Genomic DNA, 24,868 nt, shown 5'->3' with positions numbered 1-24,868 from the left:
TAAAATCTTATTTAACGTCCATTAATTCAACGTCAAAAATCAAAGTTGCGTTTGGCGGGATAACTCCTCCAGCTCCGGCAGCACCGTAAGCCAAATCAGAAGGAATTACAAAACGAGCTTTGTCTCCAACTTGCAATAAAGCGATACCTTCATCCCATCCTTCGATAACCTGACCTTGACCTAATCTAAATTCGATTGGTTTTTTTCTTGGGTAAGAAGAATCAAAAACTTTTCCGCTTTCTAATGAACCTTCATAATGAACAGAAACAGTTTTTCCAGCTTCCGCTTTTTTACCGTCTCCTTTTTGAATCATTTTGTAACGTAAACCACTTTCTGTTTTATCAAAACCAGCAGCTAATTGTTCCATTTTTGCTTCAGATTCTGCTTTTAAAGCTGCATCTCTTTTTAGACGAGCACCTTTTAAACCAACAAAAGCTTCAATAGCATTCCATTTTTCAGCTTCTTCTCCAACTCTAATGATTTCTACTGTATCAAGATTATCTCCCTGAGCAACAGCATCAACCACATCCTGACCTTCAATTACGTGACCAAAAACAGTATGTTTTCCGTCTAACCAAGAAGTGGGAACGTGAGTAATATAAAATTGAGAACCGTTAGTTGCAGGTCCTGAGTTTGCCATTGCCAAAACTCCCGGACGATCGTGTTTTAAACTTGGATGAAATTCATCATCAAATTTATATCCCGGATCTCCAGTTCCAGTTCCTTTTGGACATCCACCCTGAATCATGAAATCAGGAATAACTCTGTGAAAAGTTAATCCATCATAGAATTTTTGTCCTTGAGGTTTTACTTTATTTTCCATATTTCCTTCTGCAAGAGCTACAAAATTCCCTACGGTGCCCGGTGTTAAATCGTGTGTTAGTTTTACTAAAATCGAACCTTTGCTTGTGTTGAATTTAGCGTATATTCCGTTTTCCATGTTGTTATTTTTAATTTTGATTGCAAATTTACAAATTAATTCTGTATCAATTTGTCTTTCTATTTTTTAGATTTTGATTTATATGTGAGTCCGTAAACTGTTAATGCCAATATTGAAAGACCAACACATCCGATAGCTACCGCATGCCACCCACCTAGTTTCCACAATAATAATCCGTAAGCAGATCCTGCAGCTGTTCCTAAAAAACTAAACGACATAAAAACTGTATTTAGTCTGTTTCGGGCTTCTGGCAACAATGAATATACTCTGGTTTGATTTGAAATGTGAACTCCCTGAATTCCTACGTCAATAAAAACAATTCCAATTGCAATTCCGATCACACTTTCTATTGAAAAATAGAAAATTATAAAGCTAATTAATATCAATAAACAGCCATAACCCACTGCAACTCTCGAACCGCCTTTATCTCCTAATTTACCAACCAATGGCGCTGCTAAAGCTCCGGAAGCACCTACAATCCCAAACAAACCAATTGTAGCGCTACTATAATGAAAAGGTTCTCCTGAAAGTAACAAAACCATAGTAACCCAAAAAGCACCAAATTGAGCAAAACTAAACACATTGATTATTGTTGCTTCGCGTAAAATGGGTTGTGTTTTTATAAGTGTAAAAAGAGATTGAATTAATTGTCCATAAGTTCCCTGAAACTGAGGTTTATTTACTGGAAATTTATTCTGAATCACAAAAAAGATCAAGAGACAAATTCCGGCAGCGATATAAAACATCGATCTCCATCCTAAAACCTGACCAATGAAACCGCTTAAAGTTCTGGAAAGTAAAATCCCAACTAATAAACCGCTCATAATGGTTCCGATGACTTTTCCTCGCTGTTCTACAGAACTTAACGAAGCCGCCAAAGGCAAAATAAGCTGCGGTACAATCGAGGTAATTCCGATCAGTAAAGAAGCAATTTGTAAAATAAAAAAGCTTTTTGCTGTTGCTGCAATAATCAAAGCAATTACAGAAGCAAAAGTGGTTATTAAAATTTGCTTTTTACGTTCGAGTTTATCACCAAGCGGAACCATAAAAAACAAACCAATCGCATATCCAGCCTGAGTCAGATACGTTATTGTTCCCGCGTTGGCTTCAGGAATTTTAAATTCGTTGGCAATTAAAACAATTAAAGGTTGGCAGTAATACAGATTTGCAACTATAAGTCCAGTGCAAGCTGCCATAAATAAGACATTCGTTTTGGATAAATTCATAATGCAAAAATACCAATCTAATCTTTATCAAAACTTTAAAAAATCTATAAATTTTTCAATGTTACAAACAAATCAGACTGGTATTTTGGAAATTATATTGATTTTTAAGCTTTTATTTTTTCATAAAATCTTCACGAATCGGGCTAAATACATCTGTTAGCATTCCTTCTTCTAAACAAACAACTCCGTGAATAGCGTGAGGCGGAATATAAAAACTATCCCCTTCTTTTAATGTTTGTGTTACTCCGGAAATCGTAACATCAAATTTACCACTTGAAACATAGGTCACCTGAGTATGATAATGTTCATGCAAAGTACCAATTCCTCCTTTTTCAAAATGAACATTGACCAACATCACGCGATCATCATAGGCGAGGATTTTACGTTTGATTCCTTCGCCAACAACTTCCCATTCTATATCATCCCCTTTTATAAATTCTTTGCTTGTTCCGAAACTTTGCATACTCACTATATTTAATTAACTTTTTTATTTATTGAATGCTTTTAAGGTCTTTCTCCATTAACTCTATTCCTGCAGCTAAATTGTTTTCCTTAAAATATTTTTTTAATTCTGTTAAACGTTTTTTATTATCGTACTTAAATCCTGAATTTAACTTTCTTTGGCAGAGAGAACATAATCTTACGGAATGCGTATCTGTTTCCGGCATGCTGTTGGTACCATTCATCACACAATTGGCATTAATACAATGACGCAGACCAAACATATGTCCGATTTCATGAGAACATATTTTCAACAAACGCTCTAAACATAAATTAAAATCAGCTTCTTCCTGCATTCTATGAATAGAACTTACTGCAATTTTATCTCTGTAAGAAGCCAGTCCAAAAACATAATTCCATTCGGGTTTGGGATATAAATCTTTTTCTGTTATTGCCATTAAAGCAATTCCTTTACTGGGTTTTTCTTCTTTCAAAACATTTTCTAAAATATAACCTGCTAAAAATTGTTCTTGTCCTACATCGCCAATTCGTCTGGCATAATCAGGAATAATATCGTTTGAAACATTTTCTAAAACCTTAGTTTCTAATTGAAAAAAAATCTGCAAATACTGACGAACTAACTCAATTTGCCTCAATTGCACCGAATTAAATTTTCCGATAGGTTTTAAATAGATAATATTCTCTTCTTTGGATGGAACAACATGAGGTTTTTTCATGAAGTATTTATAACTCTGTCCTTTTTCTTTATGAGAATACAACCATTCACCAAAAACAGGCTCCCTAAGCTTAACATCGTTACTTTTAATGTCTGTGAAATAAGGTTGGGGCGGTAAATTTTCTTCTGGATTTGATTGGGGTTTGGGACTTGAATTTTCTTTTTTATCTGATTGACATGAACAAAGAATCACCAAAAACAGCAAAAGAAGTTTCTTCATAAATGAGTATTAGATTAATTTTTTTACAATAAAATCACAGCTTGTTTTAATGGCTTCAAAAGAATTGGGAACGTAATTATTTTCCTGTTCAACAAAAAAATGAACCATTCCGGATTGTTTTGCTGCTGCAAAAAAGGGTTTAAAATCAATAGAACCAGAACCAATTTCAGCATTCAGAGCAGGATTTACTTTGTCCATATCTTTAACATGCCACATTTTAAAACGTCCCGGATTTTCCTTAAATAATTTAAGCGGATCATTTCCTGAGCGAACTACCCAGTATAAATCCAATTCAAAAGAAACTAAATTTTTATCTGTTTCTTTCAATAGAATCTCATAACCTGTAACATCACCATCTTGTTTTTTAAACTCAAAATCATGATTATGATAAGCTAGTTTTAAACCAGCATCCGCACACATTCTTCCTGCTTCGTTTAAACGAGCGGCAATTATATGAAAATCATTGCGAAAAGGTTCATCAACCCAGGGAATAGTCAAATATTCGTTTTTTAAAATTTTGGCAGCTTCAATGGCAGCTTTAACTTCTTCTAACTTTCCATCATATAAAAAGCTTCCTAAATTATAATGTCCGCTAACCGCCTTTAAATTATTTGCATCTAAGATTTTTTTAAGCTCAATTGGAGTCAATCCCCAAAATTGTTCTTTTATAGAAAAGCCGTACGTTTCGACGGTTGTATATCCCGCTTTTGCAACTTTCTCTAAAGTCGATTTTACATCTTTTGGAAGTTCGTCTCGCAAAGTGTATAACTGCAAACCTATTTCGTTTTTTTTCATGGCAAATGCAAATGAGGGCGAAGCTAAAACTGCTGCTGCAGCCAAGCTTGTATTTATAATGAAGTTTCTTCTTGTAACCATTTCTATCTTAAAAAATTCCGAAAGTAAATCTACTCTTTTTATTGAAATTCTTTACATTTCATTTAAAAATTGATTCTCGAAATTATCGATAAACTGATGTAGAGCAACAAATGTATCGTCATTTATAATTTTTCCGTCCTCGTTAATTTTCCCACGAACACCTTGTATCAATAGTAGATTTTGATCTTCAAATTGTGCTTCTAAAGTTTTCATTATCAAAATTAATTGTTCGTGCCCCATTTCTCCGGAAGCCGAGGCGGTAATCAATCCAACTTTCTTTTTTGAAAAAATAGTAGTAGAAACACACCATTCCAAAGCATTTTTTAAACTTCCCGGTAAACTAAAAACGTATTCAGGTGTACAGATTATAATTCCATCAGCCTTACTAATTTTATTTCTGAAAGAAAGAATCTTTTCTGGCGGGTTTTCTGTATCTAAATCGGGATTGAAATGCGGTAATTCATCTAAAGTTTCAAATATTTCAACTTCAAATCTGGTTTTAATATTTTCTGAGATAAATTGAAGAATCTTATAATTACTGGAGTTTTTTCTTGTGCTGCCAGTTATAGCGAGGATTTTTATTTTTGAATTTGACATTATTGATTTATTCCTTATTTCTTACTTGTATAGCTTCAAAGTTATTGAAATAAGTAAAGTCTTGGTAATTAATCTGTTTTCAATGGACAAAACAGTATAAATAAGGTAATTCTAATTTTGAAATATCAGCTGTAGTTCCTATCGAAACAAATTATTTCGAAGTCAATAAATTCATTGTTGCCAATTTATCAGAATCGAGCGCTTGTGGAGGATAGTTTTGCTTTTCATTTCTAAAAGAAGATACTTTTCCATTTTGGTCTATATACATATAGGTGTACTTCCAATAACTTGAACCTGCTTCTCTTGAATCATTTCTATTTGATTCTTCATAAATTTGATCCGCATAAACAAGTATCTCTCCGTCTTTGCTATTATTAAATACTCTTATAGGTGTACCCCAGGTTTTAATCAGATTTTGTTTCGTTTTTCCGACCCATTTATCTCCTGTGTTTTGTGAACTTGAGCAAGCAGATAAAAATATTATAGCTAGCAATAAAGCATAATTTTTCATAAGGTTAATGTTTTTATGTTTTGGTAAAATTTGAGTGAATAATTATAATAAGTAATATTACTTAAAGTTAGAAAATTTTGATTTACATAAAATCATTCTAATGTTATATAATTATTACCTATCAAACTGAAATTAAACAAATTAACCGAAACAAAAAATACTTTATAATGTATCCTTTCTTCTAAATAATGACTTAAATATTTGATTTTTGTTTTTTAAAATTCTCAATTATTTACTTTGTATCTTTGCAGCCTAGAACTTTTGAAGAAAAAAAATGCGAATTGATATTATTACAATTTTACCTGAACTATTAAAGAGTCCGTTTGAGGCTTCGATTATGAAACGAGCCATTGATAAAGGTTTGGTTGAAGTACATTTTCATAATTTGCGTGATTATACTACCAATAAACAAAAAAGTGTAGATGATTATCCCTTTGGTGGCGGCGCCGGAATGGTTATGACTGTTCAGCCTATCGATGATTGTATCACACATTTAAAAAGCCAACGTGAATACGATGAAATCATATATATGTCGCCTGATGGCGAAACGTTGAATCAAAAAATGGCCAACACCATGTCGATGTATGAAAACATTATCATATTATGTGGCCATTATAAAGGTGTAGACCAACGTGTACGCGATCATTTTATTACCAAAGAAATTTCAATTGGAGATTATGTTTTATCCGGCGGAGAATTAGGCGCGTTGGTTTTGTCAGATGCTTTAATCCGATTAATTCCAGGTGTTTTAAGTGATGAAACTTCGGCTTTGACAGATAGTTTTCAGGATAATTTACTTTCAGGACCAATTTATACAAGACCAGCTGACTATAAAGGATGGAAAGTTCCTGAAGTTTTAACCAGTGGACATTTTGCCAAAATCGACAAATGGCGCGAGGATATGGCGTATGAACACACTAAGAACAGACGACCAGATTTGCTTGAAGAACACTAAAATTCAGTTTCAGGTTTCAGGTTATTTTTGTTTGAGGTTAAAACCCTAGATAACAACAACTTGAAACCAGAAACTTGAAACAAAACAAACGATAACTATCATTTTATCAACAACTTAAAATAATTTACAATTACAATTTATAATTCATAATTATTTTCTACATTTGCACCCGAATTAGACTAACCTCTGGCGAGATCCGTGAATGTTGCTCTATTATAAAAACCATAATTATAAGATATCATGGCAGATTTAATGAAATTCGTTCAAACCGAATTAGTTGCTAAAAAAGATTTCCCTGTTTTTGGAGCTGGAGATACTATCACAGTTTTCTACGAAATTAAAGAGGGTGAAAAAACAAGAACTCAGTTTTTTAAAGGAGTTGTTATTCAAAGAAGAGGTTCTGGTAACACAGAAACTTTTACTATTCGTAAAATGTCAGGTGCTATTGGAGTTGAGCGTATCTTCCCGGTAAACTTGCCAGCTTTGCAAAAAATTGAAATCAACAAGAAAGGTGCTGTACGTAGAGCTAGAATTTTCTACTTCAGAGAACTTACTGGTAAAAAAGCTAAGATTAAAGATAAAAGAAGATAATCATTTATCTCTTTGTTATAAAAAACTCGTTTCATGTTATTTGAAACGAGTTTTTTTTTGTGCTTAATTTTCAAAATATCAAAACCGTAAAATTTTAATATCAAAATCATCGATTTGACAATTTAAACATTCCAAAATAACAATCTGATAAATCCTGTATTTCTCTCTAAAACTACACCGTTTTCGGACTGATTTTATTATATTTGCTCCGCTCATTTTGAGCCGACTATACCTTTTCCATCGCCATCCTTTGGCGATACGATTATAAAAAAAAAAAAAAAATGACACAGAATTCAAAAATTTTTTACACCTTAACTGATGAGGCGCCTCTATTAGCGACTTATTCTTTGTTACCAATTGTTCAGGCATTTACTGCTACGGCTGGGATTGCTATTGAAACCAGAGACATTTCGTTAGCAGGTAGAATTTTATCTAATTTTCCTGAAGTCTTAACAGATGATCAAAAAACCGGGGACGCTCTTGCTGAACTTGGTCAATTAGCAACACAACCAGAAGCTAACATTATCAAATTACCAAACGTTTCTGCATCAGTACCACAATTAAAAGCGGCTATTGCAGAATTACAGTCTCATGGTTACAAAATTCCTAATTTCCCTGAAGAGCCTCAAAATGATGCTGAAAAGGAAATTAAAGCAAAATATTCTAAAGTTTTAGGTTCTGCTGTAAATCCTGTTTTACGTGAAGGAAACTCTGACCGTAGAGCTCCAAGAGCCGTTAAAAACTTTGCAAAAGCAAATCCACACTCTATGGGTGCATGGTCTGCTGATTCAAAAACTAAGGTAGCTTCAATGCCAAATGGTGATTTCTACGGAAGTGAACAATCACTTACGGTTGCAGAAGCTAATGATGTAAAAATTGAATTCGTTGCTAAAGATGGTACAACTACTGTTCTTAAAGCAAGTACTCCTTTAAAAGCAGGAGAAATTATCGACAGTTCGGTTTTAAGCGTGAACAAATTAAAATCTTTTGCTGCTCAAGCAATTGCTGACGCTAAAAAAGAAGGTTTATTGCTTTCTGTTCACTTAAAAGCAACAATGATGAAAGTTTCAGACCCTATTATCTTTGGCGCTATCGTTGAAGTTTATTTTGCTGATCTTTTCAAAAAATACGAAACTTTATTCAATGAATTAAACATTGATACAAGAAATGGTTTAGGTGACATCTACGCAAAAATTGCAGGAAGACCTGAACAAGCTGAAGTTGAAGCTGATATTACTAAAGCAATCGAAAACGGCCCGGCTTTGGCAATGGTTAATTCTGATAAAGGAATTACAAACTTACACGTTCCTTCTGATGTAATTGTTGATGCTTCTATGCCAGCAATGATCCGTACTTCTGGACAGATGTATAATAAAGAAGGAAAACAACAAGATACAATCGCTATCATTCCAGACCGCTCTTACGCTGGACTTTATACTGCAACTATCGATTTCTGTAAAAAACATGGTGCTTTTGATCCTAAAACAATGGGAAGTGTTCCTAACGTTGGATTAATGGCTCAAAAAGCAGAAGAATACGGATCTCACGACAAAACTTTCCAAATGAAAGCAGACGGAGTTGTTCGTGTTGTAGACAATAAAGGAACCGTTTTAATGGAACAAAACGTTGAAACGAATGACATTTTCAGAATGTGTCAGGCGAAAGATGCGCCTATTCAGGACTGGGTTAAATTGGCTGTAAACAGAGCTCGTTTATCTGATACTCCTGCTGTTTTCTGGTTAGACGAAAACAGAGCGCATGACAGAGAATTGATTGCAAAAGTTCAAAAATATTTAAAAGACCACAATACAGTAAACTTAGATATCCGTATCTTAAACCCTATTGCTGCAACTGAATTTACTTTAGACAGAATCATCAAAGGTTTAGACACTATCTCTGTAACCGGAAACGTTTTACGTGATTATTTAACTGACTTATTCCCAATTTTAGAATTAGGAACTTCAGCTAAAATGTTGTCTATCGTTCCGTTAATGAATGGTGGTGGATTGTTCGAAACAGGCGCTGGAGGTTCTGCTCCAAAACACGTTGAGCAATTTACAGAAGAAGGATACTTACGTTGGGATTCATTAGGAGAGTTTTTAGCTCTTGGTGCTTCATTAGAGCATTTAGGACAAACTTTAGATAATTCTAAAGCAATTGTTTTAGCTGAAACTTTAGACGAAGCGAATGATAAATTCTTAGCAAATGATAAATCTCCAGCTCGTAAAGTAGGACAAATTGACAACCGTGGATCTCATTTCTATCTTGCATTTTATTGGGCTCAGGCTTTAGCTGCTCAAAATAAAGATGCAGAATTGAAAGCTATCTTCACTCCTATTGCTGCAGAATTTGAAGCTAACGAAGCTAAAATCGATGCTGAATTAATTGGTGCACAGGGAAAACCACAAACACTTGGTGGTTATTACCAGCCAACTCCTGCATTAGTAAGCAAAGCAATGCGTCCTAGTGAAACATTCAATGCAATTATTGCTAAAATAAAATAAGTAACATATTGTTATAATTATATTTAAAAGACAACTTTAGGGTTGTCTTTTTTTTTATCTTAACTAATGTTTAACAATCGTTACGTACTAATATTTAGTAAGAATTCATAACTATGTAAATCAAAATTACGAAGATGATTACAAAAAAAATAAGCATTTTTCTTATTCTAATTTTTACGACTTTTTCTTCATTTTCTCAGGAAAAATTTACTTTAAGCGGAACTATCACTGACTTTAAAAATAACGAAACCTTAATTGGTGTCAATATTTATATACCTTCTTTAAAAATAGGAACCACTACTAACGAGTATGGCTTTTACTCACTTACTGCACCTGCAGGTGAACATCAAATAGAAATTACATATATTGGATTTCAAACGGTTCAGAAAACTGTTAACTTAAATCAGAACACCAAAATGAATTTCGGACTGAATGAAGGTGGTGAAGAACTTCAGGAAGTGATCATTAAAGACAATAAAGGCAAAATAAATATCAAGTCGCCAGAAATGAGCGCCAACAAACTCTCCATTGCCACAATTAAAAAAATGCCGGTAGTTTTGGGCGAAGTTGATGTTTTAAAATCAATTTTACTACTTCCGGGTGTTACTAATGCAGGCGAAGGCGCTTCCGGATTCAACGTTCGGGGCGGTGGTGCTGATCAGAATTTAATTTTATTAGACGAAGCAACCATATTCAATTCTTCTCATGTATTTGGTTTCTTTTCGGTTTTTAATCCGGATGCTATTAAAGATTTAAAATTATACAAAGGGGGAATTCCGGCGCGATATGGCGGAAGAGCTTCTTCTGTTTTGGATATTTATCAAAAAGACGGCAGCAGCAAAGATTTCCATGTAAATGGAGGAATCGGTTTAATTTCAAGCCGAATTCTTGCTGAAGGTCCGATTGTAAAAGATCGGGGTTCATTTTTGATTGGAGGAAGAGCTTCTTACGCTCATTTATTCCTCAAACTATCAGAAGATCAAAAAAATAATTCGGCTTACTTTTATGATTTAAACACCAAATTAAGTTATAAACTAAACGATAACAACAATTTATATTTATCAGGATATTTTGGGCGTGATGTTTTCAGTTTAAACAAAAGCTTTACCAATACTTACGGAAATTCAACCTTAAATCTTCGTTGGAATCATTTGTATTCTGAAAAGCTATTTTCAAACCTTTCTTTAATTTACAGCGACTATTATTATGGTCTTGATTTGGATTTTGTGGGATTCAAATGGGATTCAGGTATTAGGAATTATAATATAAAATATGATTTCAAACATTATATTTCGGATAAATTCAAACTGAATTATGGACTAAACGGAATCTATTACGAGTTTAATCCGGGAACTATTAAACCAAGTGATTCCGAGTCTGGAATTAATCCGGATCAACTTGACAAAAAATATGCTTTTGAACCCTCTTTTTACGTTGATGCTGAAAATCAGCTTTCGAAAAAAATTACAATTGCCTATGGATTGCGCTACAGTTTGTTTTATCGTTTAGGAGAATCAACAGTTAATTTATACGAAAACAATAATCCGGTTGTTTTCAACTCTGACTTGCAGATTTACGAAAAAGGAACTCCAATCGGGACTGAATATTACGGAAAAAATAAGCTTATAAAAAGTTATAACAATCTTGAACCCCGTTTTTCAGCTTCTTATCAATTAAACGATGATCAGGCTATTAAATTGAGTTATAACAGAATGGCACAATATCTTCAGTTGATTTCGAACACTTCATCACCAACACCACTAGATGTCTGGATGCCGAGTGATACTTATATCAAACCACAAATTGCTGATCAGGTTGCACTAGGTTATTTCAGAAATATCAAAAACGGTGCTTACTCTCTGGAAGTTGAAACTTATTACAAAGAAATTCAAAATCGACTGGATTATATTGATGGTGCCGATTTGATTGCAAATAATGCCATTGAGCAAGTAATTTTAAATGGTCAAATGCGCACTTATGGTTTAGAAGTAATGGTCAAAAAAAATGAAGGCCGATTTAATGGCTGGATTTCTTATACGTTATCCAGATCAGAACAACAAACACCAGGAAGAACTCCGGAAGAACCAGGAATCAATAATGGTCAATGGTATAGTTCTGCGTATGATAAAACGCATAATTTAGCTGTAACATCTGCCTATAATTTGAACGAAAAATGGTCTTTTGGTGCTAACTTTGCATTACAGTCCGGACAACCAGTTACTTATCCGAACGGACAATATGAATATTTAGGAATTACGGTTCCGAGTTATGGCTTACGAAACGAAAATCGTTTACCAGCATATCATCATCTGGATGTTTCAGCAACTTTGACTCCAAGAAAAAACAAAGACCGAAACTGGAAAGGTGAATGGGTTTTCAGCATTTACAATTTATATAATCGCAAAAATGCAGCTTCAATTAATTTCCGCCAAAATGTAGATACAGGTGAAAACGAGGCAGTAAAAACATCGATTTTCGGAATTGTACCTGCCGTGAGTTATAATTTTAAATTTTAAAAATTACTTTCTGTCATCAGAAATTAAAAAAATATAGTATGAAAAAAGTAACTTTACTAATTGTGTTTTTTATATCGTTTTTCTTGACAAGCTGTGAAGAAGTTGTTGATGTTGATTTAGATACCGCACCACCAAAACTAGTAATCGAAGCGGCAATAAACTGGCAAAAAGGTACAACAGGCAAGCAACAGACCGTAAAATTAACTACCACAACTGGTTATTTTGAAAACGTAATTCCAACCGTTTCCGGTGCAACTGTTTATATAAAAAACAGTAATAATGAACGATTTAATTTTATAGAAGTTCCAAAAACAGGTCGATATGTATGTACTAATTTTAAACCTGTTATCGAGGAACAATATACGCTGACGGTTATTAACAAAGGAAATACCTACACTGCAAATGAAATTTTAAAATCAGTGGCACCCATTACCAGAATCGAACAAAATAATGAAGGTGGTTTTACTGGAAAAGATATTGAAATTAAAGCCTTTTATAATGATCCCGCGGCTGTAGATAATTTTTATTTGTACCGACATGTATACTCTAATAAAATCAAATCAAGCTATTATGCAGATGAGGATAAATTTTTTAACGGTAATGAATTTTTCAGTCTTTCAGATGATGACGAATTAGAAGTTGGGAATGAAATTGAAATAACACATTACGGAATTTCAAAACAATATTATAATTATATGAGTATTTTGGTAAGTATTGCAGGCAGCAATGTTGGCGGGCCTTTTCAATCTCCTCCTGCAACTGTAAAAGGAAATATTATCAATACAACCGACAAGAATAATTACCCTTTAGGCTATTTCTCACTTTGTGAAACCGATTTAAAAAAATATACCATCAAATAAACCTAATAAAAATGGAAGCCAGAATTGAAACCTTAACCGAAAAAAAATTGATTGGCAAACATCTTGAAATGTCGTTTATTGAAAACAAAACATTTCAATTATGGAATAATTTTATGCCAAGGCGAAAGGAAATCAAAAATCCAACGAATTCCAATTTGTATTCGCTCGAAGTTTTTCCTGCCGGATATTTTGACAATTTTGATGCAAATACTATTTTTCAAAAATGGGCAGCAGTTGAAGTTTCAGATTTTGAAAATATTCCGTCAGAAATGGAAATATTACTAATTCCAACTGGTTTATACGCCGTTTTTCTTCATACAGGCCCTGCCACTGAAGCTTATCACACCTATCATTCTATTTTTACAGAGTGGCTGCCAAAATCTGAATATACAGTAGATGACAGGCCACATTTTGCTGTAATGGATGAAAGATATAAAAAAGATGATCCTGAATCTGAAGAAGAAATTTGGATTCCGATAAAACATAGACCTTAAATAATTAAAAAAACTATTATCAATTTATGAATTATAAAAATTACTCTAATGAAGATTTAATCGAAGCTTATAGTACAATGTTGGATTATTCTGGAAAAGCAAGCAGTGAAATTCTTTTAGAGATTGATAAAAGAGGTGGAATTGATAATTTTTTAACTAACATAGAATTTAACAAATCTAACAAAGAAGAGATAAATAGAATATCTCAAGAAGTTTACAATCTTTGTAAAGATTTTAATGATTTAGATTTTATAAAAGGTCTCATAAAATCAGAAATATTAGAGCCAAATGAGTTAGATAATTTGGTAACTCTAAAATTTGATCAACACCAAGCATTCTTAAAAAACAGGAAAATTGACCGAAAAACAATATTTGGTAGTTTAGTTGGAATGATAATAGGTATTATAATTAGTCTAATTTTCTACAGTTTATTCACATTTTTAATAGGTAAATTTGTTTTTTATCCAATAATAGGAGTATATTTCATTTGCTATCAAACAATAAAATTAATTACCAAACAGACCAGAGACAATACATTTGTTTTCTTAGCTTCTTTTACTGGTACACTATTAACAATGCTTATATTATTTCTTTTTTCAAGATAAAATAAACCAAAAAATCTCATGCTAACCGAAACTCTAAAACCGCTTTTTAACCGCGATCTAAACAAACTAAAAGTCGAAATTGAATCGTATCAAAACGAAAGTCAAATTTGGGCAATTGATAAGAACATTTCAAATTCGGCCGGAAATCTTTGCTTGCATCTTATCGGAAACATCAATAATTTTATTGGAACAGAACTGGGAAAAACAGGTTATATTCGAAATCGTCCTTTAGAATTTTCGCTGAAAGATGTTCCGAGATCTGAAATAATCACCAAGATTAATGAAACAATTTTAGTAGTCAATACTACTTTGGATTCTTTATCAGAAACTGATTTACAGACAATTTATCCACAAATTGTTTTTGAAAAAGAAATGACAACCGAATTCTTTCTGGTACATCTTTCGACACATTTGGCTTATCATTTGGGACAAATCAATTATCACAGACGCTTATTAGATTTCTAAAATTCACAGTAAAAAAATCTAAAATCTAAAATCCGAAATCTAAAATACTAACTGTACCTTTGCGCCACATTCAAAAAACCAATTCAATATGTCATCACACCATATAGTTCGCGACGATCAGGAACCCGCTTTAATTATTGCCAATGGAGCCGCCTGCAATCCTGAACTTTTAGGACAATTGCTTGAATGGTCTCCGCTTGTTATTGTTTTGGATTCTGCCATCGAAAGAGTGATTGAATTAGGCATAAAGGTCGATGTTCTTTTAGGAGATTTTGATCGTGGTTTCGATCCTGAAATCTATAAAACGTCACAATATCCGATCGAAATTGTGCACACACCCGATCAAAACAAAACCGATCTCGAAAAAGCTTTCGATTATTTAATCGACAGAAAAATTCCAGCCGTAAATGTTGTTTGGGCTACCGGAAGACGTGCAGATCATACCATTACTAACCTTACTAATATTGTTCGTTATCGTAATTTGCTTAAAATTGTAATTCTCGACGATCACTCCAAAATATTTTTATTGCCTACCAAATTTGAGAAATGGTACACAGCCAAAACACCTATTTCTTTGATTCCGATTGGCGTTGTAAACGGAATTTATTCTGCCAATTTAGAGTATCCACTTCAAAACGATACACTGACTATGGGCTACAGAACAGGTAGCAGTAATGCTGTCGCGCAGGACGGACTTGTAACGATTACACATCAAAATGGCGATTTATTGTTGATGGAGTGTATTGATTAAATTGTTTACAAATCAGAATAATGGGTTTAATTTAGTACCAACCCAATGCAGTGTGAGAATATTACTAATCCTAGTTTACCAGAAAATTTACGGTGAAAAAAATTCAACAGAAAAACTGAAAATATAATTTTAAAATGGCAATCATTAAATTTAATTCTCGTTGGAAAGAAGAGTTGGTAGCAACAAGCGAAGAAGGTTCTTTAGTCTTTGAATTTACAATGGGAGAATATAATGTCTATTTCCCAACTCAATATGCTTGGCAAGCTTCTGCACCTGAATGGGCTAAACAAAAATGGGCAACTTATTTAGATGAGTGTAAAATATGGTGTGCAGAAAATAATATTCCAATAACAATTGTTGATGATGGCACAGTTTACGAAGATAAAAACAGCCGCTAACAGATACTACAACGGATTTGGGCAATTGGCTTAATGGAAAAATGGTTTTGTATTTAGGACGGTTTGGCAAATCCGAAGAATGGTCTTAATTTAGTACCAAACCCACTGTAGTACCAGACCGTTAGGCATTAGTTTCACTCAGAATACTAAAAAATGAAACCTTTAAACAAAATGAAAAAACTAATTTTATTAATATTAGTATTGATTTGTGTAGATACATTTTCACAAACTAAGAATAAAAAAGAAACTTTCACTTTCTTGGTTACAAAAGTACTCGGAGATTTAAACAAAGACAATTTAGAAGATAAAGTAATAGTTACCCAAGATACTATTAATCAAAATTCTCCATATAAACTTCAGATATTTTTTGCTCAACCAAACGGTGAATTTAAATTAATCGCTACTTCAACTAAAATAATTGCGCCACAATACCCTGACGGAAGAGATGGATACCGAACAGGAGATGGTTTTATGGATATTACAATTAATAAAGGAGTGGTTAGTGTGAATTTTGGTTTATTAAGAGGACACTTTGAACATAAATTCAGATTTCAAAATGGAAACTTTGAATTAATTGGTTTCTCATGTGTATCATCAGATGGACAAGGAACAATGTACACCACCGACTTTAATCTTTCAACGGGAATAAGAATTGAACAAGAAGAAAGTTATGGTGAAGATGAAAAAAAACCAATTATTACAAAAAAGAAAATACTTATAAGGCCTTTGCCAAAAATTCAAGATGTTGAACCATTTGAAAACGAACTGTACTAAAAAACCGAACGCCTAACAGCTACTACAACGGGAGCAATAAACCCTATAGAAAATCTTATAAAATCTTTTCTAAAAAAGTTATGACTATCTTTGCACTCAAATTCACAAAATGAAAGCAACAGACAATTCGGAAAAAACCAATTTACATCCTCGAAATCTTCATCGTTCCCGTTATGATTTCGAACTTCTTACTACGAATTGTCCTGAACTCAAAAAGCATGTTGCAATAAACCTTTACGGAATTGAAACTATTGATTTCAGTATTCCTGAAGCTGTAAAAGCGCTTAATAAATCCTTATTACAAACCTATTACAATATTCAAAATTGGGATATTCCTAAAAATTATCTATGTCCTCCAATTCCGGGAAGAACTGATTATATTCATTATCTGGCCGATTTATTGGCAGAAACCAATAACGGAATTATTCCGACTGGTTCATCTGTTTTAGGTTTAGATATCGGAACGGGTGCGAATTGTATTTATCCGATATTAGGAAATGCCATTTACGATTGGAGTTTTGTTGGAACTGATATTGACCTTAAAGCAATTGAAAACTGCGCAAAAATCATTGAAGAAAACCCGAGATTGATTGACGCAATCAGTTTACAACAACAAACCGAATCTCGCTTTATTTTCAAAAATATCATTACGCCCGAAGATCGTTTTACTTTCACTATGTGTAATCCGCCTTTTCATGCTTCGGCTGAAGATGCGAATCAAAGTACGGTTCGTAAAGTTTCGAATTTAAATCCAAAGGAAAAGAAAAAAATAAATCCGGTTTTAAATTTCGGAGGTCATAATGCTGAATTATGGTGTGATGGCGGTGAAATTGGTTTCATAACACAAATGATTTATGAAAGTGCCAAATATGCTATGCAATGTCAATGGTTTACCACTTTGGTTTCTAAAAGAGAAAATCTTTCGAGCATTTATAAAACACTAAATAAAGTAAACGCAGCTTCAATCAAAACGATTGATATGGCTCAGGGCCAAAAAACAAGCCGAATTGTGGCATGGACTTTTTTGAGTGAAGCACAACAAAAATCCTGGAAAATCTAAAACATTGATTTCCAACATCAAAACTTGATTATATAATTTGCTTTTGGTAGATTTGATTCTAAATCATTTAATATCAGAAACATGGCAGATTATATTGGTTACCTCGCGTCTGTTTTTATTGTGGGAGGTTTTTTACTTAAAGACCTCAGAACCATTCGTTTTATTAATTTATTCGGATGCATTTGTTTTGTTATCTATGGCATCTTTTTGAAAGATTATAGAGATGTAAGTCAATGGCTTTTACCGGTTATTATTCCAAATGCTATTTTGGCTGTCGTACAGATTTATCATTTGACTGTAAAAGACCCGAGGAGATTGTAATTCTGATACTTTAAAATAAAATTCTAATACTTTATCTGTATTATTCACAGTACCTTTAAGGTAAATTGAATTTTATGACTACACCAAAAATATGCTTCAGAATTGCACTATTTATTTTACTCGCAAGTTGCGCTTCTTCTAAAAAAGCAAAATTTGACGATTACGTTTTTAAAACAAAAAGTGAAAAACAAGCTTATCTAACTTCTTATGATAAAGCTTTAAAACTTTGGGATGTTCCTTATACCGAAGAAAATGTTCAAACCAGTTTAGGAACTGCGCACGTTATTATGGCTGGCCCAAAAAATGGAAAAGCATTAATATTACTTCATGGAATGGACGCCAGTTCTACAATGTGGTATCCAAACATTAAAGCTTTAGCCAAAAATCATCGCATTTACGCCATCGATTTTTTGATGGAACCCAATAAATCAACTTTGACAGCAAAACCGCTTTCATCTGAGGAAATTGTGATTTGGTACAATGAAATCTTCCAACATTATAAATTGAAGAAATTTGATATTGTCGGGGCTTCGCGAGGAGGCTGGATTGCAACATTACTTGCTGTACAAAAAACAAATTCTGTAGATAAAATTGTTTTATTAAGTCCGGCGCAAACCTTTAAATTTATTGATAAAGTCGGAAAAACAAGTAATGCACTAATGTTGAAACTTTTCCCAAGTGAAAAAAAATTCAGCAAAACGCTAATCACATTTTCTACACATTCAGAAAAAATTAGTCCCATTTATAAAAGACAATTTTATTTGGCCAACAAATATGCAAAATCAAATTCAAGCATGCTGAAAATGACGCCTTTTTCTGATGATGAATTAAAATCAATTACAAATCCGGTTTTAGTATTAATTGGAGATCACGACGTTATCAATTCTGACGAAAGTTTAGAACGGGCTCAGAAATATTTAATCAAAAGTAAAACTCAAAAAATAACGGATGCGGGTCATTTTTTAAGCATTGATCAATCTAAAATTGTGAACGATGCAATGGTTAATTTTTTAGATTAATCAGTATTTAGTAATAAAAAATCTTGCAATTCGTAATGAACCATTTTATCTTTTAAATAGAATCCAAACTTTGTATCTTTACAAAACTAAACTTTTCATCAGTCAAAAATGAATTTCCAGGTATCCTCAGAATATAGTCCGAAAGGCGATCAACCACAAGCGATTGAAAAACTAGCACAAGGTGTTCGAGATGGCGAAAAATATCAAACTTTATTAGGAGTTACCGGATCTGGAAAAACATTTACAGTGGCTAATGTTATTGAGGAAGTACAAAGACCAACTTTAGTTTTGGCACATAATAAAACATTGGCCGCGCAATTATATTCTGAATTCAAACAGTTTTTTCCGAATAATGCAGTTGAATATTTCGTTTCTTACTACGATTATTATCAGCCGGAAGCTTTTATGCCTGTGACAGGCGTTTTCATCGAAAAAGATTTATCTATCAATGAAGAGCTTGAAAAAATGCGTTTGAGCACCACTTCTTCCCTACTTTCCGGACGACGCGACATTTTGGTTGTCGCTTCGGTTTCTTGTCTGTATGGTATTGGAAATCCAGTAGAATTCAAGAAAAATGTAATCGAGATTTCCAGAGATCAGGTTATTTCAAGAACTAAATTGCTTCATAGTTTAGTACAAAGTTTATACGCCAGAACGGAGGCCGATTTTAATCCGGGAACCTTCAGAATTAAAGGCGACACAGTTGAAGTTTATCCAAGTTATGCCGATGATGCTTTTAGAATTCACTTTTTTGGAGATGAAATTGAAGAAATAGAATCTTTTGATGCCAAGACTTCGCAAGTCATTGAAAAATTCAAAAGATTGACCATTTATCCTGCTAATATGTTTGTAACTTCTCCTGAAGTATTGCAGGGCGCTATTTGGGAAATTCAACAGGATTTAGTTAAACAAGTTGATTATTTTAAAGAAATAGGAAAACATCTCGAAGCAAAACGTTTAGAAGAACGTACTAATTTCGATTTAGAAATGATTCGGGAATTGGGTTATTGCTCCGGAATTGAAAATTATTCGCGTTATCTGGACGGACGACAAGCCGGAACAAGACCTTTCTGTTTGTTAGATTATTTTCCTAACGATTTTTTAATGGTTGTCGACGAAAGCCACGTAACAGTTTCACAAGTTCACGCTATGTATGGCGGCGATCGAAGTCGTAAAGAAAATCTGGTGGAATACGGTTTCCGATTACCGGCTGCAATGGACAATCGACCTTTGAAATTTGAAGAATTCGAGGCCTTGCAAAATCAGGTTATTTATGTATCTGCAACTCCGGCAGATTATGAATTGCAAAAATCAGATGGAATTTACGTAGAACAAATCATTCGTCCGACAGGTTTATTAGATCCCGTTATCGAAGTAAGACCGAGTTTAAATCAGATCGATGATTTAATTGAAGAAATTCAGGTTCGTTGTGAGTTAGACGAGAGAGTTTTAGTTACAACTTTAACCAAAAGAATGGCAGAAGAATTAGCCAAATATTTGACTAAAGTCAATATCCGTTGCCGCTACATTCACTCTGAAGTTGATACTTTAGAACGTATCGAAATCATGCAGGATTTACGAAAAGGTATATTTGATGTTTTAATTGGAGTTAACTTACTTCGTGAAGGTTTGGATTTACCAGAAGTTTCACTTGTAGCTATTTTAGATGCTGATAAAGAAGGTTTTTTACGAAATCATAAATCGTTAACTCAAACTATTGGTCGTGCTGCAAGGAACCTGAACGGAAAAGCAATTCTATATGCCGATAAAATGACAGGTAGTATGCAAAAAACTATTGATGAAACCAATTATCGCAGAACCAAGCAGATCAACTTTAACGTCGAAAATAATATTACGCCACAAGCTTTAAACAAAAAAATAGATAGTGCGTTTACGAAAAATCCGTTGGTAGAATACGAATTAGGACACACTTTATCAATCGCTGCAGAGCCGGAGACAGCCTATTTATCAAAAGCTGAATTGGAAAAAATGATTCGTGAGAAACGAAAATCAATGGAAAAAGCAGCTAAAGAATTAGACTTTTTACAAGCTGCCAAATTGCGTGATGATATTAAAAAATTACAGGAGCAATTATCTTAATTGTGTTGTTCCTGAAAAACTTTCAATAAAAGTTTAGGGTCAATCATAGCATTAGGTGCTTTCTTCATCAAATCTAAAACTCGTTTTACTGCACCAGGATTCAATCCCATTTCAATAGCAATTTGCTGTATAGCTGTTGCTTCTTTTTGATGCAAAATTCCATCGCAATGCATAATCAAAGCCAATCTGTAAAATTGCTGAATGCGTTGAAATTCCGATTTTATAATCTGTTTTGTATTTTCCTGATGAAATAAATCATTAAAAACATCAAAATCAATATTTAATTCCTGGGCTACAAGCCACAAAAAATCATATTCTCTTTTATGCAATTGCCCGTCAACAGTAGAAAAAGCAATCATTTCTAAAAGTAAACTTCTCTTTTCGACCTCGGTATTCATCAATTTATTATTTTTAGCTAAATTATTATATTTAAATCTAAAACGCAACATAACTGATGATTCGAGGATTCTTGTTTTTTATTTCTCTGTGGATGATCACTATCGGAAATGCACAGCAAAGTACGGCTTCAAAAAATGTATCAACTTTTACGATTGAAGCGCCTCAACTCAAAACCACTAAAAAAATCTGGATTTATTTACCTGAAGGTTATTCGGCTTCAGCCAATAAAAAATACAGCGTCATTTATATGCACGATGCACAAAATTTATTTGATGCAAAAACCTCTTTTGTAGGCGAATGGAATGTCGATGAAAAACTGGACAGCTTAAAAGCGCCAGTAATCGTTGTTGGTATCGAACACGGAAATGACAAACGTATTGATGAATTAACACCTTATAAAAATGAAAAGTACGGCGGAGGAAATGCAGATAATTATCTTGACTTCATTGTAAAAACACTAAAACCTTATATTGATAAAAATTACAGAACAAAAATAAAAGTAAAAAACACAATCATAATGGGAAGCTCGCTTGGTGGCTTGGTTTCGTATTATGCGATTCTGAAATATCCTGAAGTTTTTGGAAAAGCTGGTGTTTTTTCACCATCTTTTTGGTTTTCAAAAGACATTTATACCTTAACAGAACAAACTCCTAAAAACAAAACAAAGATTTACTTTTTGTGTGGAGACAAAGAAAGTGACGATATGGTAGCAGAAATGAAAAAAATGGAAACCCTTTTAGACCGCAATCGTTGTTATTGTCTTCATCTCACTAAAGATAAAATTGTAAAAGGTGGCGAACATAATGAAAAACTTTGGCGCGACAGTTTTGTAGATGCAATACTTTGGCTCGGTTATTAGAATAAAATAAAAAATACAATTATAATAAAATCATGAAATTAATTTTAAGAGAATATAATCTCAAACTAAAACACACTTTTACCATATCAAGAGAATCAATCGATTTTCAGCCTTCACTTATTGTAGAATTACAAAGTGAGGGATTTTCAGGTTTTGGGGAAGCAACTTCAAACCCATATTACAAAACAACTGTTCCGATGATGATACAGGATTTAGAAAAATTCAGAAGCACTATTGAAGCTTCTGAAAATGAAACTCCTGACATTTTTTGGGCAAAAATTTATCCGTTTTTAAAACACGATATGTTCGCTTTATGCGCTTTAGATTTGGCATACAATGATTTATACGCACGCAAGAAAGGCAAAAAATTATACGAATTATGGAATTATACAACCGAGAGAAATCCGCTAACTGATTACACTATTGGTATTGCTTCCATAGAAAAAATGGTTTCAAAAATGCAGGAATTGCCGTGGCCCATTTATAAAATAAAACTAGGAACCAAAGAAGATATCGCTATTGTAAAAGAACTTCGCAAACACACGGATGCTATTTTTAGAATCGATGCCAATTGCGGCTGGGACGTTGAAGAAACCATTAATAATGCTGTTGAATTAAAAAAATTAGGCGTAGAATTTTTGGAACAACCCATGAAAGCGGACAATTGGGAAGCACACAAAGAAGTTTTCAAACATTCTGTTTTACCTATAATTGCTGATGAAAGCTGTATTATTGAAGAAGATGTTGCAAAATGTTTTAACCACTTTCATGGTGTAAATGTAAAATTGGTAAAATGCGGTGGTTTAACACCTGGAAAACGCATGATTGAGGAAGCTAAAAAATTGGGATTGAAAACAATGGTGGGTTGTATGACCGAATCGACTGTGGGAATTTCAGCAATTGCGCATTTATTACCTCAATTGGATTATGTAGATATGGACGGCGCATTGCTTTTGGCCGAAGATATTGCAACCGGAGTTACCATAAAAAACGGCGTTGTCTCCTATTCTGAACTTAACGGAACCGGCGTTACTTTACTTTAATCAATATGAATGTCAATCAATTTCCAGATCGAATTATCGAAATCGACCAAGAACAGTATTTGTACTTTGGCGGAACTGCTTATTTGGGTTTACCAACAAATAAGGTTTTTCAGGAATTGGTCGTGAAAAATATTCTGAAATGGGGAACAACATACGGAAGTTCCAGGAATGCAAATATAAAAGTTACAGCTTATGAAAACGGCGAAACTTTTTTAGCAAATTATATTAAAGCAGAGGCCGTAGTTACAGTTTCTTCCGGAATGCTAGCGGGAAAACTGGTAATTGATGAATTGAAAAAACAAACAGATTGCTTTTTCCATTTTGGTGATATTCATACTGCTATTCAAACAGATAATAGTTTGCCTTTTTTTATAAATGATCAGATCAATCCAAGATTATTAGATAATCGGGAGGAGAAAATTACGATTCTGACTGATGGCGTCCGTTCTTTTGAAACAAAAGCAGTTGACTTGTCCATTTTGAATGAAATTCCGAAATACAAAGAAATTACGCTCCTTATTGATGAATCACATTCTCTTGGAATTTTAGGCAGCAATGGTTGTGGAATTTATTCTCAAATTAATCTTCCCATAAAAAGAAAAATTATGGTTTCTTCGTTAGGAAAAGCTTTGGGTTTAACGGGGGGCGTGATCGCGAGTGACTCATCCTTTATCCGTCAAATTCAGCAATCAGAAATTTTTGGTTCTGCAGCCGGAATGAATCCCGCGTTTGTTCAGACTTTAGCTGATGCTTCTGAAATCTATCCGAAACAACATCAAAAATTAGTTGAAAATCTTAATTATATAGACCAAAAACTGATTAAGAACGATTCTATCAAATTTGATAAAAACTATCCTTTAATCTATTTAAAAGATAAAAATAGCATTGAAGTATTAAAGAAAAATAAAATCATTATTGCGAGTTTTAAGTATAAAGAAAACGCAGATAATTTAAATAGAATTGTAGTTACAGCCAATCATACAAAAGAAGATTTGGATAAATTAACAACCATTTTAAATGAATATAATTCAAAATAATTAGAAATAGTGACAAAAAACTTTGAACCAATTCTGCTACTCTAATTGCTTTTAAAACGTACCTTTGTAAAAAATTAAACGATGACGAACAACGATATCCTAAAAAAACTGCGCGTGGCTTTGATGCTCCGTGATGATCAAATAGTTGAGATTTTAGAATTAGTAGATTTTAGAATTTCAAAATCAGAATTAGGAGCTTTTTTTAGAGCCGAAGATCATGAAAATTACATGGAATGCGGTGATCAGGTTTTGCGCAACTTCCTGAATGGATTGGTAATTCATTTAAGAGGAACAAAAGAAAATCCTAAAAACCCAAACGATGTTTTAGCAAAACATAAAGCTGAAATTCCGAAAAAAGACAGCACAAAAGAAAGACCTGAATTTAAAGCTGCACCGAAAGATGCTGAAAGAGCAAGAGGTGATAAAGCGCCTTCTAAAACTGGTCCGGCAGCTAAAAAACCTTTCAAGAAAAAACCTGCTACACCAAAAATTCAGGTTGTAGAAAAGGTTGTTTACAAAAACGGTAAGAATAAAAAATCGTAATTAAACCACAGAGAACGCTAAGATTTT

Annotated in this window: 27 protein-coding genes; 19 read left to right on the top strand and 8 right to left on the bottom strand. The window is 33.3% G+C overall.

The window, feature by feature from the left end:
* Window positions 1-7 precede the first annotated feature (7 nt).
* The 7 genes from AC1RRN_RS00240 to AC1RRN_RS00210 form a co-directional block, all read right to left on the bottom strand.
* Window positions 8-940 (bottom strand): peptidylprolyl isomerase, encoded by a 933-nt coding sequence (locus AC1RRN_RS00240; protein WP_492965329.1) that lies wholly within the window; start codon window positions 938-940, stop codon window positions 8-10.
* A gap of 59 nt (window positions 941-999) precedes the next feature.
* On the bottom strand, window positions 1,000-2,136 hold the full coding sequence (locus tag AC1RRN_RS00235) for an MFS transporter (RefSeq protein WP_492965328.1): 1,137 nt from the start codon (window positions 2,134-2,136) through the stop codon (window positions 1,000-1,002).
* Window positions 2,137-2,278: 142 nt separating this feature from the next.
* Entirely contained in the window at window positions 2,279-2,629 is a 351-nt protein-coding gene (locus AC1RRN_RS00230; RefSeq protein ID WP_194657653.1) for a cupin domain-containing protein, read from the bottom strand.
* 28 nt (window positions 2,630-2,657) lie between these two features.
* Window positions 2,658-3,563, bottom strand: coding sequence for an archaemetzincin family Zn-dependent metalloprotease (locus tag AC1RRN_RS00225; RefSeq protein ID WP_492965327.1), 906 nt, complete (start codon window positions 3,561-3,563; stop codon window positions 2,658-2,660).
* A gap of 9 nt (window positions 3,564-3,572) precedes the next feature.
* Window positions 3,573-4,439 (bottom strand): sugar phosphate isomerase/epimerase family protein, encoded by an 867-nt coding sequence (locus AC1RRN_RS00220; protein ID WP_492965326.1) that lies wholly within the window; start codon window positions 4,437-4,439, stop codon window positions 3,573-3,575.
* Window positions 4,440-4,490: 51 nt separating this feature from the next.
* On the bottom strand, window positions 4,491-5,036 hold the full coding sequence (locus AC1RRN_RS00215; RefSeq protein WP_492965325.1) for an NADPH-dependent FMN reductase: 546 nt from the start codon (window positions 5,034-5,036) through the stop codon (window positions 4,491-4,493).
* A gap of 151 nt (window positions 5,037-5,187) precedes the next feature.
* Window positions 5,188-5,547, bottom strand: a complete 360-nt coding sequence (locus tag AC1RRN_RS00210) for a hypothetical protein (protein WP_492965324.1) — start codon at window positions 5,545-5,547, stop codon at window positions 5,188-5,190.
* A gap of 274 nt (window positions 5,548-5,821) precedes the next feature.
* Here AC1RRN_RS00210 and trmD point away from each other — a divergent pair, with 274 nt between their 5' ends.
* The 15 genes from trmD (at window position 5,822) to uvrB (ending at window position 20,960) form a co-directional block, all read left to right on the top strand.
* A complete protein-coding gene (gene trmD, locus AC1RRN_RS00205) occupies window positions 5,822-6,502 on the top strand; it encodes a tRNA (guanosine(37)-N1)-methyltransferase TrmD (protein ID WP_116752608.1) in 681 nt (226 codons plus the stop codon).
* A 240-nt stretch (window positions 6,503-6,742) separates the two neighbouring features.
* Complete coding sequence (gene rplS / locus AC1RRN_RS00200) at window positions 6,743-7,093, top strand: 50S ribosomal protein L19 (protein ID WP_007804248.1); 351 nt, start codon at window positions 6,743-6,745, stop codon at window positions 7,091-7,093.
* Between the two features lie 281 nt (window positions 7,094-7,374).
* Window positions 7,375-9,597 carry an NADP-dependent isocitrate dehydrogenase gene (locus AC1RRN_RS00195; protein ID WP_492965323.1) on the top strand — a complete coding sequence of 741 codons (2,223 nt, stop codon included), beginning with the start codon at window positions 7,375-7,377 and terminating at the stop codon, window positions 9,595-9,597.
* Window positions 9,598-9,731: 134 nt separating this feature from the next.
* Window positions 9,732-12,113 carry a TonB-dependent receptor gene (locus AC1RRN_RS00190; protein ID WP_492965322.1) on the top strand — a complete coding sequence of 794 codons (2,382 nt, stop codon included), beginning with the start codon at window positions 9,732-9,734 and terminating at the stop codon, window positions 12,111-12,113.
* A 38-nt stretch (window positions 12,114-12,151) separates the two neighbouring features.
* Entirely contained in the window at window positions 12,152-12,973 is an 822-nt protein-coding gene (locus AC1RRN_RS00185) for a DUF4249 domain-containing protein (RefSeq protein ID WP_492965321.1), read from the top strand.
* An 11-nt stretch (window positions 12,974-12,984) separates the two neighbouring features.
* Complete coding sequence (locus AC1RRN_RS00180; protein WP_492965320.1) at window positions 12,985-13,467, top strand: GyrI-like domain-containing protein; 483 nt, start codon at window positions 12,985-12,987, stop codon at window positions 13,465-13,467.
* A 26-nt stretch (window positions 13,468-13,493) separates the two neighbouring features.
* Complete coding sequence (locus tag AC1RRN_RS00175) at window positions 13,494-14,072, top strand: hypothetical protein (protein WP_492965319.1); 579 nt, start codon at window positions 13,494-13,496, stop codon at window positions 14,070-14,072.
* An 18-nt stretch (window positions 14,073-14,090) separates the two neighbouring features.
* Window positions 14,091-14,537: a DinB family protein gene (locus AC1RRN_RS00170; protein ID WP_492965318.1), complete on the top strand. Its 447-nt coding sequence runs from the start codon at window positions 14,091-14,093 to the stop codon at window positions 14,535-14,537.
* An 88-nt stretch (window positions 14,538-14,625) separates the two neighbouring features.
* Window positions 14,626-15,288 (top strand): thiamine diphosphokinase, encoded by a 663-nt coding sequence (locus AC1RRN_RS00165; protein WP_492965316.1) that lies wholly within the window; start codon window positions 14,626-14,628, stop codon window positions 15,286-15,288.
* A gap of 134 nt (window positions 15,289-15,422) precedes the next feature.
* Entirely contained in the window at window positions 15,423-15,686 is a 264-nt protein-coding gene (locus AC1RRN_RS00160; RefSeq protein ID WP_492965315.1) for a hypothetical protein, read from the top strand.
* A gap of 153 nt (window positions 15,687-15,839) precedes the next feature.
* Window positions 15,840-16,460 (top strand): hypothetical protein, encoded by a 621-nt coding sequence (locus AC1RRN_RS00155; protein WP_492965314.1) that lies wholly within the window; start codon window positions 15,840-15,842, stop codon window positions 16,458-16,460.
* Between the two features lie 109 nt (window positions 16,461-16,569).
* Window positions 16,570-17,520: a 23S rRNA (adenine(1618)-N(6))-methyltransferase RlmF gene (gene rlmF, locus AC1RRN_RS00150; RefSeq protein WP_492965313.1), complete on the top strand. Its 951-nt coding sequence runs from the start codon at window positions 16,570-16,572 to the stop codon at window positions 17,518-17,520.
* Between the two features lie 81 nt (window positions 17,521-17,601).
* Window positions 17,602-17,841: a uroporphyrinogen decarboxylase gene (locus tag AC1RRN_RS00145; protein ID WP_492965312.1), complete on the top strand. Its 240-nt coding sequence runs from the start codon at window positions 17,602-17,604 to the stop codon at window positions 17,839-17,841.
* Window positions 17,842-17,915: 74 nt separating this feature from the next.
* Window positions 17,916-18,860 (top strand): alpha/beta fold hydrolase, encoded by a 945-nt coding sequence (locus AC1RRN_RS00140; protein WP_492965310.1) that lies wholly within the window; start codon window positions 17,916-17,918, stop codon window positions 18,858-18,860.
* A 108-nt stretch (window positions 18,861-18,968) separates the two neighbouring features.
* The gene (gene uvrB, locus AC1RRN_RS00135) at window positions 18,969-20,960 is read left to right on the top strand and encodes an excinuclease ABC subunit UvrB (protein WP_492965309.1); all 1,992 of its coding nucleotides are present in this window, start codon (window positions 18,969-18,971) and stop codon (window positions 20,958-20,960) included.
* On the opposite strand, the gene AC1RRN_RS00130 is transcribed toward uvrB, so the two are convergent.
* Window positions 20,957-21,358, bottom strand: coding sequence for an excinuclease ABC subunit B (locus AC1RRN_RS00130; RefSeq protein WP_492965308.1), 402 nt, complete (start codon window positions 21,356-21,358; stop codon window positions 20,957-20,959). The two genes, uvrB and AC1RRN_RS00130, sit on opposite strands and share 4 nt — an antisense overlap.
* A gap of 56 nt (window positions 21,359-21,414) precedes the next feature.
* Between AC1RRN_RS00130 and AC1RRN_RS00125 the strand changes: the two genes are divergently transcribed.
* The 4 genes from AC1RRN_RS00125 (at window position 21,415) to AC1RRN_RS00110 (ending at window position 24,841) form a co-directional block, all read left to right on the top strand.
* On the top strand, window positions 21,415-22,218 hold the full coding sequence (locus AC1RRN_RS00125) for an alpha/beta hydrolase (protein ID WP_492965306.1): 804 nt from the start codon (window positions 21,415-21,417) through the stop codon (window positions 22,216-22,218).
* Between the two features lie 32 nt (window positions 22,219-22,250).
* Window positions 22,251-23,261 carry a dipeptide epimerase gene (locus tag AC1RRN_RS00120; protein ID WP_492965305.1) on the top strand — a complete coding sequence of 337 codons (1,011 nt, stop codon included), beginning with the start codon at window positions 22,251-22,253 and terminating at the stop codon, window positions 23,259-23,261.
* A gap of 5 nt (window positions 23,262-23,266) precedes the next feature.
* Window positions 23,267-24,298: an aminotransferase class I/II-fold pyridoxal phosphate-dependent enzyme gene (locus AC1RRN_RS00115; protein ID WP_492965304.1), complete on the top strand. Its 1,032-nt coding sequence runs from the start codon at window positions 23,267-23,269 to the stop codon at window positions 24,296-24,298.
* A gap of 81 nt (window positions 24,299-24,379) precedes the next feature.
* Window positions 24,380-24,841 carry a DUF1456 family protein gene (locus AC1RRN_RS00110; RefSeq protein ID WP_492965302.1) on the top strand — a complete coding sequence of 154 codons (462 nt, stop codon included), beginning with the start codon at window positions 24,380-24,382 and terminating at the stop codon, window positions 24,839-24,841.
* Window positions 24,842-24,868: the final 27 nt, after the last annotated feature.

The sequence above is a fragment of the Flavobacterium sp. GW821-FHT11G01 genome (assembly GCF_058808175.1).
This window is presented reverse-complemented; position numbering and strand designations above follow the sequence as displayed.